Annotated in this window: 10 protein-coding genes; 5 read left to right on the plus strand and 5 right to left on the minus strand. The window is 49.6% G+C overall.

Annotated features, from left to right (window positions below; all coding sequences use genetic code 11):
* Nucleotides 1-119 precede the first annotated feature (119 nt).
* Nucleotides 120-2,033 carry a threonine--tRNA ligase gene (thrS, locus tag FJQ58_RS04995; protein ID WP_139991332.1) on the minus strand — a complete coding sequence of 638 codons (1,914 nt, stop codon included), beginning with the start codon at nucleotides 2,031-2,033 and terminating at the stop codon, nucleotides 120-122.
* Between the two features lie 382 nt (nucleotides 2,034-2,415).
* Nucleotides 2,416-3,198, minus strand: coding sequence for a helix-turn-helix domain-containing protein (locus FJQ58_RS05000; protein WP_139991333.1), 783 nt, complete (start codon nucleotides 3,196-3,198; stop codon nucleotides 2,416-2,418).
* 105 nt (nucleotides 3,199-3,303) lie between these two features.
* Between FJQ58_RS05000 and pyk the strand changes: the two genes are divergently transcribed.
* Complete coding sequence (gene pyk, locus FJQ58_RS05005) at nucleotides 3,304-4,719, plus strand: pyruvate kinase (RefSeq protein ID WP_139991334.1); 1,416 nt, start codon at nucleotides 3,304-3,306, stop codon at nucleotides 4,717-4,719.
* A gap of 1,455 nt (nucleotides 4,720-6,174) precedes the next feature.
* Here pyk and FJQ58_RS05010 read toward each other — a convergent pair.
* Nucleotides 6,175-7,428 carry a DUF1963 domain-containing protein gene (locus FJQ58_RS05010; RefSeq protein ID WP_139991335.1) on the minus strand — a complete coding sequence of 418 codons (1,254 nt, stop codon included), beginning with the start codon at nucleotides 7,426-7,428 and terminating at the stop codon, nucleotides 6,175-6,177.
* A gap of 119 nt (nucleotides 7,429-7,547) precedes the next feature.
* On the opposite strand from FJQ58_RS05010, the gene FJQ58_RS05015 reads away from it, so the two are divergent.
* Nucleotides 7,548-7,844 carry a hypothetical protein gene (locus tag FJQ58_RS05015; protein ID WP_139991336.1) on the plus strand — a complete coding sequence of 99 codons (297 nt, stop codon included), beginning with the start codon at nucleotides 7,548-7,550 and terminating at the stop codon, nucleotides 7,842-7,844.
* Here the strand turns inward: FJQ58_RS05015 and FJQ58_RS05020 are convergent, their stop codons facing one another.
* Together FJQ58_RS05020 and FJQ58_RS05025 are read right to left on the minus strand one after the other, a co-directional pair.
* Nucleotides 7,845-8,594, minus strand: a complete 750-nt coding sequence (locus tag FJQ58_RS05020) for a response regulator transcription factor (RefSeq protein ID WP_139991337.1) — start codon at nucleotides 8,592-8,594, stop codon at nucleotides 7,845-7,847. It lies immediately after the preceding gene.
* 6 nt (nucleotides 8,595-8,600) lie between these two features.
* Entirely contained in the window at nucleotides 8,601-10,487 is a 1,887-nt protein-coding gene (locus FJQ58_RS05025; RefSeq protein WP_139991338.1) for a sensor histidine kinase, read from the minus strand.
* Between the two features lie 240 nt (nucleotides 10,488-10,727).
* On the opposite strand from FJQ58_RS05025, the gene FJQ58_RS05030 reads away from it, so the two are divergent.
* From FJQ58_RS05030 to FJQ58_RS05040, 3 genes are all read left to right on the plus strand, one after another.
* On the plus strand, nucleotides 10,728-12,074 hold the full coding sequence (locus FJQ58_RS05030; protein WP_139991339.1) for an ABC transporter substrate-binding protein: 1,347 nt from the start codon (nucleotides 10,728-10,730) through the stop codon (nucleotides 12,072-12,074).
* Nucleotides 12,075-12,203: 129 nt separating this feature from the next.
* Complete coding sequence (locus tag FJQ58_RS05035) at nucleotides 12,204-13,079, plus strand: carbohydrate ABC transporter permease (protein ID WP_202915214.1); 876 nt, start codon at nucleotides 12,204-12,206, stop codon at nucleotides 13,077-13,079.
* Nucleotides 13,076-13,897 (plus strand): carbohydrate ABC transporter permease, encoded by an 822-nt coding sequence (locus FJQ58_RS05040; RefSeq protein WP_139991340.1) that lies wholly within the window; start codon nucleotides 13,076-13,078, stop codon nucleotides 13,895-13,897. Before FJQ58_RS05035 ends, FJQ58_RS05040 begins: the two co-directional genes overlap by 4 nt.
* Nucleotides 13,898-13,913: the final 16 nt, after the last annotated feature.

A 13,913-nucleotide genomic window follows, 5' to 3' on the forward strand; every position in this document is an offset into this window, starting at 1 on the left:
CCCCCCTATCCTAGGGCATTTATTTCGAATTTGCAATCCGGCTTGGTCCTGCGCAAAATGAAAAAAGCCGCCCAGCGCGTCTCATTGACGAGCTGGGCGGCTTCCTCAGCCTTGGCTGTTTATTGCTTCGATTGGATTTCTGCGATTACACGCTGGATAATATTGTCGACCGACTGGGAGCCAAGATCACCCTCGCCCCGTTTCCTAACCGCGGCCGTACCCGCATTTTTCTCGCTCTCGCCTACCACCAGAGTATAAGGAACCTTCTCAAGCCCCGCCTCGCGGATTTTGTAGCCCAGCTTTTCATTGCGCGAATCCACCACTGTCCGTATGCCGGCTTCCGCCAGCGCTTGCTTCACTTGCAGCGCATAATCGATATATTTCTCGGATACGGGCAGCAGCTTCACCTGAACCGGAGCGAGCCAGAGCGGGAACGCTCCCGAGAAATGCTCCGTCAAAATCCCGATAAAGCGATCGATTGAACCGTATACCGCGCGGTGGATAACGACCGGACGGTGCTTCTGGTTGTCCTCACCGATGTAAGAGAGGTCAAACTTCTCCGGCATCTGGAAGTCGAGCTGAATCGTGCCGCACTGCCAACTGCGCTTCAGCGCATCGAGAATATGGAAATCGATTTTCGGGCCATAGAACGCGCCGTCACCTTCATTCACGCGATACGCGATATTGCGGTTGTCCAGCACGCTACGAAGCGATTGCTCCGCCTGGTCCCACAGCTCCTCCGAGCCCATGGAATCGTCCGGTCTTGTCGACAGCTCGATTTTGAATTCAAAGCCAAATACGTTGTACACATGGTCGATCAGCGCGATCGCCTTGTTGATCTCTTCTTCGATTTGGTCCGGCCGGACGAAGATATGCGCATCATCCTGGCAGAACGTGCGGACACGCATCATGCCATTAAGGGCTCCTGAGTACTCATGCCGGTGCACCTGGCCGAATTCCGCCATGCGAATCGGCAGCTCCCTGTAAGAGTGCAGGCTGTTTTTGAAAATAAGCATATGCCCCGGACAGTTCATCGGCTTGAGCGCATAAGGCGTATCGTCAACGTCCGTAAAGTACATATTGTCTTTATAGTGATCCCAATGGCCCGATTGCTCCCACATCCGCCTGTTCATCATGAACGGCGTACGCACTTCATCATAATCGCGCTGCCGCTGCAGGCCGCGGATAAGATTTTCCAGCTCCGTACGGATGGTCATGCCGTTAGGCAGATAGAAGGGCATGCCCGGCGCTTCCTCCGAGAACATAAACAGCTCCAGCTCTTTGCCGAGCTTGCGGTGATCGCGCTTCTTCGCTTCCTCCAGCATCTCCAGATGCTCATCCAGCTGTGCCTTCTTTGGAAACGATGTGCCATAAATCCGTTGCAGCATTTTATTATCCGAATTGCCGCGCCAGTAGGCGCCGGCTACATTTTGCAGCTTGAATGCTTTGATTCGTCCTGTTGACGGCAAATGCGGGCCGCGGCACAGATCAACAAATTCGCCTTGCTCATACAGCGTAATGACCGCGTCCTCGGGCAAATCGCGGATCAGCTCCAGCTTGAGCGGCTCCTCCTGCCGGGCAAATAACGCCGCCGCATCCTCGCGGCTAACCTCGTAGCGTACGATCGGCAAATTCTCTTGAATAATTCGCCCCATTTCGGCTTCGATCGCCGAGAGATCATCACTCGATAGCGGCTTCTCGATATCAATGTCGTAATAGAAGCCGTCTTCGATCACCGGGCCAATGCCCAGCTTCACAGCCTGCTCCCCGTAAATTCGTTTGAGCGCTTGCGCCATGACGTGAGCCGTGCTGTGACGGTACACTTCGAGCCCTTCCGGGCTGTCGAGCGTCACGATTTCGACTTGGCTGTTCTGGTTGACCTCTCGTTGCAGATCGACCAGCTTCCCGTCTACTTTGCCTGCGACTGCGTTTTTAGCGAGCCCCATGCTGATGGATTCCGCAATTTGCGCAAGTGTCGTGCCTCTCTGATACTCCTTAACTGTTCCATCCGGTAATGTGATTTCAATACTCATAATGCAGCCTCCGATCGAATTAGTGGAACGCAAAAAAACACATCTCTCCCAGAAAGGGACGAGTGCGTTCAGCTCGTGGTTCCACCCTCATTCGATCTGCCGCTATCTGTATGGCTACGCCATTGATTAGCAAAAACAAGATCCTTATTGAGCATCCGGTAACGGGGATGATTCGGTGTTATTTACAACCGCCAAGGCAAACAGCGGGTTCCATAACACGGCTGCAAAGGGGTAACTACACAATCGTCAGCTGGAGAGGCTCTCAGCAATTGCCTCATTCTCTGGACAGCACGTAAAGGTAATCATGTCTTTGGTCAAAGCCTATTTCTGGCTAAATTGTAATCCTAACTTCTAAGGATGTCAACCATGGCGAATCTCCGCTTTACACAGTTGAAGAGCGCTCATGCAGGAAATCGGAGGGTGACCGGCCCGTGCTCCGCTTGAAAATACGGTAAAAATAAGAGACGTCATTATAGCCCAAATAATCAGCGATTTCGCTGATCATCAGCTGCGATTCCGTCAACATGTAAACCGCTGTTTTCATCCGTTGATTATGAACATATTCGCTGATCGTTTGATTGGTGACCGCCTTAAATAAGGTCGCGGCATAATTAGGCGTCGTGCTGATCACATCGCCCAGCTCCTCCTTTGTCACTCTCTCCCGGTAGTGCGTCGCAATATATTGCTTCATGCTCTCTACCCGCCGGTGTTTCTCGGAGGAAATGACGCCGCGGTCCTTCTCCTGATTGAGAAATATCAAAGCCTCCGTCAAAAGGGCTTCCGCCATCAGCTCATAGTAGGCCGGTCGTTCTTTGTGCTGCGTCAATATGCCGCGAAGCCTCTCCTGAACGACCTCGAAGCAGCCAAGCTTCTGCTTGAAGGGCTCTTCCAGCCGGAGCAGCGGAAGCGCGCATTCCGCAGCAAGCTTATGAAAGTTGACCACATATTTGGTATGGACGACGGTTGGAATGCTTTTTCCATAGTATGGAACATGTCCTGGAATCAGCAGCAAATCGCCTTTTTCCAAGATGACCTTCTCCTCGTTCACCCAATAGACACATCTTCCATAGGTCACCAACGAGAGATGGAATGCCAGCTGGCGCCCCGCCCCCTCCTCGTACCAATCCGCTCCATTATCCTGATGCGCATCCGAAATCGCAATCATGAGACACACTCCCGTTTTCTGTACTATTGTACATTCATTGTACTATAGTTCTTAATCTGTTTCGAATTTTCGCGCTACAATGGAAAAAACGAGGAGGCCTACAACATGCTAAAAACAAAAATTATTTGTACAATGGGTCCCGCTTGCGATTCCGTTTCCACGATTAAAGAAATGATCCAAGCAGGAATGACCGTTGGTAGACTGAATATGGCTCACGGCGAATTAGAAGACCACGTCATGCGGATGAACAATATACGGCAAGCCGCGCGCGAGCTAAACACGTTCGTGCCGATTATGATGGATATTAAAGGACCTGAAGTGCGGATCGGCAAGCTGAAGGAAGCTTCTTGCGAGCTTATCGTCGGCGAAGAGCTTATTCTAACGACAGAGGATGTACTTGGCGATGCGACTCGCTTGCCTGTGAACTATAATGAGCTTCCGCTTGTGGTTAAGCCAAATGACCGGATCTTGATCGACGATGGGCTTGTGGATCTTACGGTGCTGTCCGTAGAAGGAAACGATATTCGTTGTAAAATCATAAGCGGCGGTACGCTGAAGCCGCGTAAAGGCGTCAACCTGCCGGGCATCAAAACGACCTTGCCTGGCGTAACGGAGCGCGACGTCGTACACATTCAATTCGGCATTCAAAACAACGTAGAAATTATCGCCGCATCATTCGTTCGCAAAGCCGAGGATATTTTGGAAATTCGCAATATTCTTGAAGAATCGAATGCTAGCCATGTGCAAATCATCTCCAAAATTGAGAACGAAGAGGGCATGAATAATCTCGACGCGATTATCGAAGCTTCCGATGGCATTATGGTTGCCCGCGGCGACCTCGGCGTAGAGGTGCCGATCGAGGATGTGCCAATGATGCAGCGCGAAATGATCAACAAATGCAACCTAGTTGGCAAACCAGTCATTGTTGCTACCCATATGCTTGAATCCATGCAGGTAAACCCTCGCCCGACTAGAGCTGAGGTCAGCGACGTAGCCAATGCGGTTATTCAAGGCGCAGACGTAGTCATGCTCTCTGGCGAGACGGCTGCCGGGAAATATCCGGTACCTTCCGTACGCACCATGGCTTCCATTGCCAAAAAGGCAGAATCCATGATCGATTACAAAGAGCAATTCGAGAAAAGAAGAGCTCAGCAAAGCACGAATATTACCGAAGTGATCAGCCAAGGCGTCGTCAGCTCTTCGCTTGAGTTGAATGCGAAAGCGATTCTTACCTCGACCGAAAGCGGCTTTACGGCACGCATGGTTTCCAAATACCGCCCAAGCGCGCCTATTATCGCAATCACGCAGCATGATCATGTGCTGCCGAAAATTTGCCTGCTCTCCGGCGTCATTCCGGTTAAGGGCGATCCGGTAACGACGACAGATGAAATGTTCGAATCCGCAACGCGCAACGCCAAACTAACAGGGTTGATCGACACCGGCGACATCATCGTGCTCTCTGCAGGCGTTCCGATCGGCCAAGCTGGAGCTACAAACTTGATCAAGGTTGCTCAAGTTTAGTATCGTCCGGGCTCAACTGCAGCCTTCTCTTTAAAAATAAGCTATTCCAGCCGTCATTTGACGGGGAATAGCTTATTTTTTTTGATACATACTGTGCACTTTAAGCTCGAATTATGTTAATAGATTTAACGAACTTAAGATAACGACGAAATGAGCTGCTTTTCGTGTGTTTAGCAGGCTGACTATGGCATGTTGGTGAGAATTTAGCTGGAATTTATCCCGTTAAAAAAGCATTATTCGCTGGGCAGGCAAACTAGCTGGAATTTGTCCCGTTAATTGGTCCATTTCTCGTCATTATCGTCATATTTTGTGGAATTAGCAGGAGGAATTCCAGCTAATTTACTTAAAACTCTAAGTTTCTTTAAATTAGAGGGACGAATTCCAGCTAAATCAGATCGTTTATATTCTAATGGCCGGGGTTTCAACACTTAATTCAAGATGCTCTCCAGCAACTTAGCTGCGCTCGCATCTCAAGATTCTAAGGCAAATAGGTGGTTTAATAATTGGTGATCTTGTGCATCCTGATATGGAGCCATGTTTAAATACTCTTCTCTGGAATGGTCTGGTAACTCTTCTAGATGAGTATTTATTTCATGGCTTATTTTTTTGGAAGTCATCATCTTACTGTCATTCTTTCTGGCTCCCCCTGACGATCTTAGATCTACTTTTTAGATCTATTTCTCACTGAGGTTCTATTTTGGGTCGATTAGATCTAAATTTTAGATCTATTTTTCCAAAAACCAACGATTTACCACCCTTTTGGAGCCATATGGCAGCTTTAGATCTAATTTTTAGACCTATTTCGTTCCACGAGTCTATTTTTGATTAATTAGATCTAAATTGTAGATCTATTACTCAAAAATGTAGCAGGTTTCTGCTGAAGTGGAGCCACCTGGCAGTAGTAGATCTTTTTTTAGATATAAATCTTTCTATGAGCTAACTTTGACCATTTAGATCTAAGGTTTAGATCTAAAATAGACTTATACATAAGCCCTCTGAACAAAGCACAGCAAGCAAATTATTCTGTGAGTTAACTCACCCATCAATATCATAAAACGCAAAATCGCATATAAGAGCTATCCCTTCCAACTTTAATAGTTAGAAGGGATAGCTCGAGTATACGTTACTATTTAACGGAATAATCCCATTGATCTGCGTATAAGCGTATGTCTATTTGCATATTTAAGTGCTTGTGTAAGCACTTGTGTATGTGAATGTATATGCGCCCGTTTATGCACTTGTATAGATGCTTGTATATGCGTTTGTGTATGTGCTTGTCTTTGCGTAATGTGTATGCAATTATGTTTGCGCTTGTCTTTGCGTAATGTGTATGCACTTATGTTTGTGCTTAACTATGCGCATGCGCCTGTTTTCGCACTAGTATATGTGCTTGTGTAGGTGTTTGTGCGTGTTGACCCCTATTAAGGTGGTTAGCCATCCTAGAGGGGGGGACGTCTACGTCTGCTGGTAATGAGTCGCTGCTACTTGGCAGGGAGAGCACAAAAAAGCATAATAAATGCCTTCGCCGTATTCCATCATTTCTCCACCGTCCAGCTGTCCGATAAAGGCCATTGTTTCACGGCAGTTTGGGCAAGCCGGAAACTCCGCGTCTTGTACCCACGTCGGATAGCCGCCGACTTGAGAAGCGCCTGCTTCAAGGACCCAGCTCGCAGCATAATAGGTGTGCCGAGGTTCCGCGGCTAAGTACCACTCTCTGCCTCCAAAATCCATCGCTTCTTCTGCCGCATCATCCAAATATGCAGGACGCTGGTTATGCTTGCTCCAGCTAAACTCGCCGTTTGGCCCAATGTCCGTATATACCACACTGTAGCAAGTACAGCCCAAGCAGGTGGCAATTCTAGTTCTGCTCCTTCGCTGCTGCTTGAATGCAATGCCCGCCTGATCATGGCCCAGATCCAGCAGTACCATCAATGGCGCTCCGCACCATTCGCATTTCTGTTCGCTCGGCTCCAGCCTCGAAATGGGCAGCACGGATGACCCTGTTTCTGCCACGAGCGCAAAGCAGCCCTCCTCGAACAGATTACGCCGTTTGCCTTGCCCGCTTAGCTCCCAGCCTGCCTCATGCGCATAACGCTCAGGCGCAACATGCAGCTTATCTCGCCACTGTGCGAACTGGCTTACGACCTCTGCATCGCCGATCCAGGCAAGCGCAAGCAGCAGATGGTTCCGATTTTCATCATCCCATTCGACGCGTTCACAAAGCTGATCCCGAATGACCGCAGGCGCGCCCAGAAACAATAGGCCCGGATAAAAAACATTCCTTTGAACCAGCATGTCCAATATAGACGGACGCATCGCCCAGCCGTTGAAGCATATCAGCTTCATCAACATTTCAGCAGCACGTTCACTATCGTCCTGCTCTATCAAACCTGCTGCGTAATCCGCCAGCCGCTGCGCCTCTTCGCTCGTAAGCGAAGCATAAAGCTGCTCCTCACTCTTCACATACGGCAGGAGATTTTCAAGCGGGTCGCGCTTCCTTGGCGTTTGCATCACAATTAAGATTTCAACGGAATCTGCGATTCCCTCATACAGATCAATATCCTTGCGATTCTCGCGAATAAAAGCCTCACGCTCAGCACGCTGCGCCGCCTGCTGGCATGGCATGCAGTAACCTCCGGTTTTCTGCGCCGTGTGGGGCAATATGGTTGCGCTGCAGCTCTCACTTTTGCATGGAATACGTTCACTCATTCGACATCCACCTCTCACAATTTCATGAAGCTTTCACAATATGCATGCCACCTCAGGGCCTATGGAGCATAATATAATAGTAACAACACTTACGTTAGTAAACCTGGGAGGAAACCGATATGAAAAAGGAACATACCGTTTATTTCAAGGTCATGCACGGAGCCAACACCAAAGTGTTGACGGGACTTATCTATCTGGAGGAAAATACAAAGCCTACCTTAGAGGATTATGAGCAATGCTTAAAGCAATGCGGGCATGACGTACATATCGAGAACAAGGAGCAGTTTATTTTCCGCTCCAACAATCCCGCAGACGATTATTTGATCGATGTGCTGGAAAATTATAAAAAGAACGACAAGGATCTGCACGCGGACCATCTGGCCCAAAGCTTCGTGAAAAAGACGCCGTTTCTTTAATTACTTCTGAAATTCCGTCGGTGTCTGCCCCGTCACCTGCTTAAATATGCGGCTAAAATAATACGGATCAGCGTAGCCCACTTGCTCGCCTACTTCCTTCACGGACAAGCCACGGTTATGAATAAGCAAATATTTGGCTTCGTTGATCCGCAGCGTTATTAAAAACTTGGAGGGCGGCTCGCCCGTATGCTTGACGAATATTTTGCTTAAATAAGACGGGTTGAAGTTGAAGTTAGCCGCAATTTTCTCCAAGCTGAGCTCTTTGCTGAAGTTGTCGCGCATATAGGACTGCACCTTGGCGACGATTTCCTCCGGCGTCGCGCCTTGCTGGAACGCGCCTTTCATGTTTTGCCCGTAGCTCGGATGATCGAACTCCGCTTTCAGGCGCGCCAGCGTTCCTGCCAGCTCGTTTGCGGAGATTGGCTTAAGCAAATAATCGACCACATTGTACAAAATCGCCTGCCTCGCATACTCGAAATCGCTATAACCGCTCGTGATGACGATTCGGATCCGCGGATAATATTTATCGACATTGCGGATCAGCTCTATGCCGTCCATGATGGGCATTCGTATATCCGTCAGCAGCAAATCCGGCTGAAACTGATGGATCATCTCCAGCGCTTCCTTGCCGTCCTGCGCTGCTCCAACAACCCGGATTGCCGGATCGCTGCTCAGCTTCTTAATGAGACTGTTGCGTATTAAATCCTCGTCCTCCGCGACGATCGTTGGAATGACCAATGATTTCTCCATGCCGCATTACCCTCCATTCGCAGTCCTGCCGCCGATGACAATTCTCGCGCCGCCGGACGGAAGATTGTTTACCTGAAACAACGCCGAATCCCCGTACGTTAAGCGCAACCGGATATAAATATTAAGCAGGCCCATACCGTTCAGCTGAAGCATCGGAATCTCGCCCATTCGCTCCATCTCCTTGCGTTTATCCGCAAGCGTCTGCAAGCTTTCCTCGCTAAAGCCCGCACCGTTATCCGTAACCTCAATGATCCATCTGTCGCCTTCTAACCTGCCAACGACCTGTATGAGCCAATCCGGCTGTGTCCGCGTCACAAATTTAATCGCATTCTCAACCAGCGGCTGTATGACCAGCTTCGGAATTTGATCCTGCGTAATACGTTCATCGACAACAAACGAAAATGCAAGCTTGCGCCCGAACCGAATTTGGTTGATTTCCAAATAATTGCACGTATGCTGCAGCTCCGTCTCCATAGTGACGAGCGAAGCATCGGATGAAATGTACCGTAGAAACCCCGACATGTTCTCGGAGAGGGACACGATCTGCTCATTCATATTTTCCTCTGCCATCACCTGAATCGTAGCCAGCGTATTGTACAAGAAGTGAGGATTCATCTGCGACTGCAGCGCGACCAGCCGGGACTGGAGCTCCTGCGACTGCGCGAGCAGCAAGTCATCCATCGATTCCTTCACCCTCGCGCTCATCCGCTGAAACTCCCAGTGCAGTTGATCCAGCTCATTTAGTCCGCTGTTCAGCTCACGCGAGGCGATCCGGCCCGTGCCTGCATCCTCCAATTGGTAGTTGCGCACGGCACGATGAATTTTCTGAATGGGAGACGCGATTCTGCGGGCCGCGGCAAAGGACAGCACGATTGCCATCAGCAAAATAACGAAAGCGACCAGCACCGTTTTTTTGGAGAAGGCCGACAGCGGCGAGAGCAGCTCCCGCTCCGATACGATGAGGACAGTCGTCCAGCCTGTCAGCTCCGAATAATGGACCGAGAGCAGCTCGTCCTCGCCGCTGGCGGGGTTGCGGACTGTCGCACTCGAAGCGGCAGAGACGTCATTTTCTCCTTGGCGTGCAGTCAGCCGGATATAAGGTTCATACCTAGCGGAATCCTCTCCCATAGGAAATACGATCTGCCCCTGCTTATCGTAGACAATGACCTTTTCCCGGTAAGCCCCGAGCTTTCGCTGGTCTAATATACTCCGAAATATTCGGCTATAATATTGTTTAATTTCAACAATGCCAATCGGTACGTTATAGTTATCAAAAAAGACGCGGAACAGCGATATGGAATATTGCCCTTCGCGCGAGGAAACAAACTTCGCCATCTCGCTGTCGATGGCCGGCTTGCCGATATGCTTCATGGACGGGTTCTGGACTACGCCTTCATACCAAGCCTTGCTGGCAGGGTCGTAGGTGCGTTCCCCGTTGTCAAAGCCGTTGCCGTACATTTTACCTGCAAAATCATACAGGTACAACTGCTCCACTGGCCGCGAAGGACCGATTGCAGCAGTCAAAATATCCGCCAGCTGCTTCGCGCTCTCCCTCTGGCTGGGGATAATCGGTCCCTCCGGCAGCGCGGGGGTGCTGCCGCTCCCGCCTTGCACATCCTCATCCGATTCGCCCTCGACCAGCCGTTTGAATTGGTCCTTGACCAGATTAGAATACATTACATTCAAGGAAACATCATTCATCTTCTGAATTTCGGAGTCGATCTGGTCCTGTACGGAGGTACCCATGCCGGCTAGCGTATCCAGCGCATTGCGCCGCAGTTCTCCGGAAGCCCACGAGTAAAACCAGAGGACAAGCACCGTAAATACAACGACAATGATTAGGGTATAAGTAAGGAACAGAATGGTTCTAATGTTGTTGAAGCGATTCGCCATATGCGTCCTCCGCAGTCCGTCATTTCTTGCGTTTTTCTATTGTGCGTTCGGGGCAAAGCATTTGTCAAAACATTTAATTGGAAATGTAAGCGGTAAAATAAAGATAAAAACGAATCCGTTTTCTCCATGGAGGCAAAGCTCCTTTGCTCTTATATTAGTTATAAGTCAAGCGGGCAGCAAGCTTCGGCCAAGACAGACTGAAAGCGAATACAAAATTTTGCTTAAAGGGGAGTACCATTTATGAAAAAATCAGTTTGGAGCATCATTTCCCTCGTTCTTATTATGGCTTTAGTCGCAGGCTGCGGCAGCAACAACGGCAATAGCGGCGCAACAGACAAGCCTGCTAACGGAAACGGCGGCAGCTCAAGCGGCGGCAAAAGCGACGTCACCCTAACCTATATCGCCAGCCAAGGCTGGATCAAGGATGCCGAGATGGAGCTTGCCAAAAAATTCGAAGCGGAAACTGGCATTAAAATCGATTATCAAATCGTACCTTCCGATCAATATTTCAACGTGCTGAAAACTCGGCTGAACTCCGGCGAGGGCCCAGACATTTTCGGCGGCCAAAGCGGCAAAAGCGAAATCCAGCTCAACTACAATGTAGAAAAAAACGCGGTCGATCTAAGCGACCAAGAATGGGTAAAACGCGAAGATCCGTTGTCGCTAGAACAGCTGTCCATCGACGGCAAGGTTTATGCCCTGACAATCTGGGATACTTACAGCAGTTTTGTAATCGCATACAACAAAAAATTGTTTGCCGACTTAGGACTAAGCGTTCCGAAAACCTACGCTGAATTCAAGGACATCAGCCAAAAAATCAAAAATTCCGGCGTAACTCCCATCTATGAGCCGATCGCTGACGGCTGGCACCATGTACTCTGGTTCGCCGAGCCAGGTCCACGCTACAACGAGCTTCATCCGAATCTGTACGATGATTTGAACGCCAACAAAGCCAAGTTCGAAGGCAATGAAGCAATGACAACGGCGCTGACGCAATTGAAAGAGCTCTATGATCTTGGCTACTTCGGCGACAATGCTTTCTCTGATACCGGCTCCGATACGCCTAACAAGCTAGGAAACGGCGAATATGCAATGTCCCTGACAGCGCAAAGCACGCCTTCCGATATCGCAGAGGCATTCCCTGACCTGAAAGCAGAGGACTTCGGCTATTTCGTAATTCCGCTTGTCGACAACCAAATCTACTACATTAATCCCGGCGGCCCAAGCAAATTCATCTATTCCGGCTCCAAGCACATTGACGAAGCTAAGCAATATTTCGACTTCTTGACCAAGCAGGAGAACCTGCAATTCGTTCTGGATAACGATACAACGATCGCCAACCTCAACTTCCCTGATCTGAAGGATAAATACAGCGACGACCAAAAAGCTTTGTTCGAAACTTACCCGGTCAAAGGTACGGATATCCAAAACATCGTCAACTACGTGAATCCACAGTGGATGGATATCGGCAAGGATATGCAAGCGATGTTCGGAGGCGCTATGACGCCAGAAGCATTGCTCAAGAATATCGACAAGCGCCGCGCCGACATGGCGAAGGTAGCCAAAGATCCCTTATGGGCCAATTAATCCTGCACTTCACACCACTAGACGGATAGAACCAACATAGAAAGGGAGCGGCCGGACGCCCTGCAAGGCTGGATGAGCCCTGCAGGGTGCCGCTTTACCGGTCTCATGATTGCGAGAGGAGAGAGCACTGTGAACAAAAAAATATATCCAATCCATTTTGCATGGATCACGCTTGCGTTATATACCGTTTTTTTCGTATTGCCCGGCCTGATGGGCTTCTATTATTCCTTTACCGACTGGAACAGCTTCTCTACCGAGATCAACTTTATCGGCTTTGACAACTTCAAACAGCTATTTTCCGCCGACGAAAACTATTTGGGCTTCATTAACAATACATTGATTTTCACGTTTGCCACCGTATTACTGAAGACGGGCCTTGGCCTCGCCTTTGCGATTGCCTTGAACGAGGGCGTCCGCATGAAGGGCTTCCACCGCGTCATGCTTTTCCTTCCTTCCATCGTACCGATGCTCGTCGTTGGCCTCGTGTTCAAGTCGATTCTAAACCCGGCTACCGGGCTGCTCAACGAAACGCTCCGCTCCATAGGACTTGGCTTTCTGGCGCAAAAATGGCTCGTTGACCTGGACTGGGCGTTTAAATCCATTATCGCTGTTGATACGTGGAAGGGCGTCGGCTATATCATGATTATTTTGCTCGCAGGCCTGCAGGCCATTTCCAAAACGTATTACGAGGCTGCCTCGATCGATGGCGCAGGGGCTTGGAATAAGCTTCGCCACATTACGATTCCATTGCTGCTCCCAGCCTTGACCGTGACGACCGTGCTTAACCTGCTTCATGGACTCAAAGTGTTCGAAGCCGTTTATGTCCTCACCAACGGCGGCCCCGGTTACGCGACAGACGTGCTTTATACGTCTATATTCAAAGAATTTTCCATGGGCCGCTTCGGCATGGGTACCGCGCTGTCTACGCTGTTATTCGTATTTATGACGATTGTCGGCTACTTTGTCGTTCGGCTCATGTCGAGAGAGGGGGACGGTGAGCGATGAAAACCGGAAAGCTGCTCTCCCTGTTCCGCAACGTCTTTGCTTGGGCGCTTAGCCTGATCATGTTTATTCCTTTGCTGCTTGTCGTCATCAATGCATTGAAGACAAAGAGCGAGGCCAATGGCATGAATATGTCGCTGCCCAGCTCCTTTCAATGGAGCAACTTCGCTGTCGTTATTGAAGAAGGCAAGCTGATTCAGTCCTTTTTCAACAGCCTGCTGTATGCCAGCGCCTCAACGATTTTGAGCATTATTTTGGCATCTGCAGCTGCATATGTACTATCTCGCAATCGCACGCGCATCAATAAAGTGCTGTATTTCTATCTCATATTGGGGATTGCGATGCCAATGAACTTCGTCACGCTGACCAAGGTCATGCAGGCTACCCATCTCATGAATACGCAAATCGGCATCATCATCCTGCTTGCGGCTTCCGCGCTTCCGTTCAGCGTATTTCTCATTTATGGCTTCGTAGGATCGGTGCCTAGAGAGCTCGATGAAGCTGGCATCGTCGATGGCTGCTCGCCGCTCAGGCTATTTTTCTCGATCGTACTGCCGCTGCTGCTGCCCGTCATCGTAACGGTAGGCATTCTGAATTTCATGGGCGCATGGAGCGACTTTATCCATCCGCTATATTACCTGAACAGCTCCGATAAATGGCCAATGACGCTCGCGGTCTACAACTTCTTCGGGCGCTTCCAGGTGAACTGGAACCTTGTATCCGCCGATATCGTCCTCACGACGCTGCCGGTTGTCATTATCTATTTGCTCGGTCAAAAATTCATTATTTCCGGCATGACCTCAGGTTCGGTCAAAGGTTAATCCGGCCGGTAATCAA

This window comes from Paenibacillus paridis, assembly GCF_006345825.1.
In the GTDB taxonomy this organism is placed as follows: Bacteria; Bacillota; Bacilli; order Paenibacillales; family Paenibacillaceae; genus Pristimantibacillus; species Pristimantibacillus paridis.